We start from the raw sequence: 235 nt of genomic DNA on the forward strand, positions 1-235 counted from the left end.
TCAAGGCCTATATCAACAAATATTCCCGTGGAACCATCTGACTTAGGGTCATCAATATCGAAAAGCATCGGTTGGTTATAAACATCATGATTGGCAATATCTGCTCTTGGTTCCAATTTTCCATGTTCATTAATGGAAATCCGACCATCTACCAAGCATGAATTAACAAAGGCACAAATCATGGAGAACGGTAACGGCATTATTCCCCTATCATCAAATGATAGCTCATTCTCGC

The 235-nt window shown here is 39.6% G+C and carries 1 pseudogene; it reads right to left on the reverse strand.

Annotated elements, in window-relative coordinates:
- A pseudogene (locus tag FDX22_RS30655) lies at nt 1-235 on the reverse strand (hypothetical protein); the annotation flags it as partial.

This window comes from Citrobacter sp. TBCS-14 (assembly GCF_005280805.1).
Taxonomy (GTDB): Bacteria; Pseudomonadota; Gammaproteobacteria; order Enterobacterales; family Enterobacteriaceae; genus Citrobacter; species Citrobacter gillenii.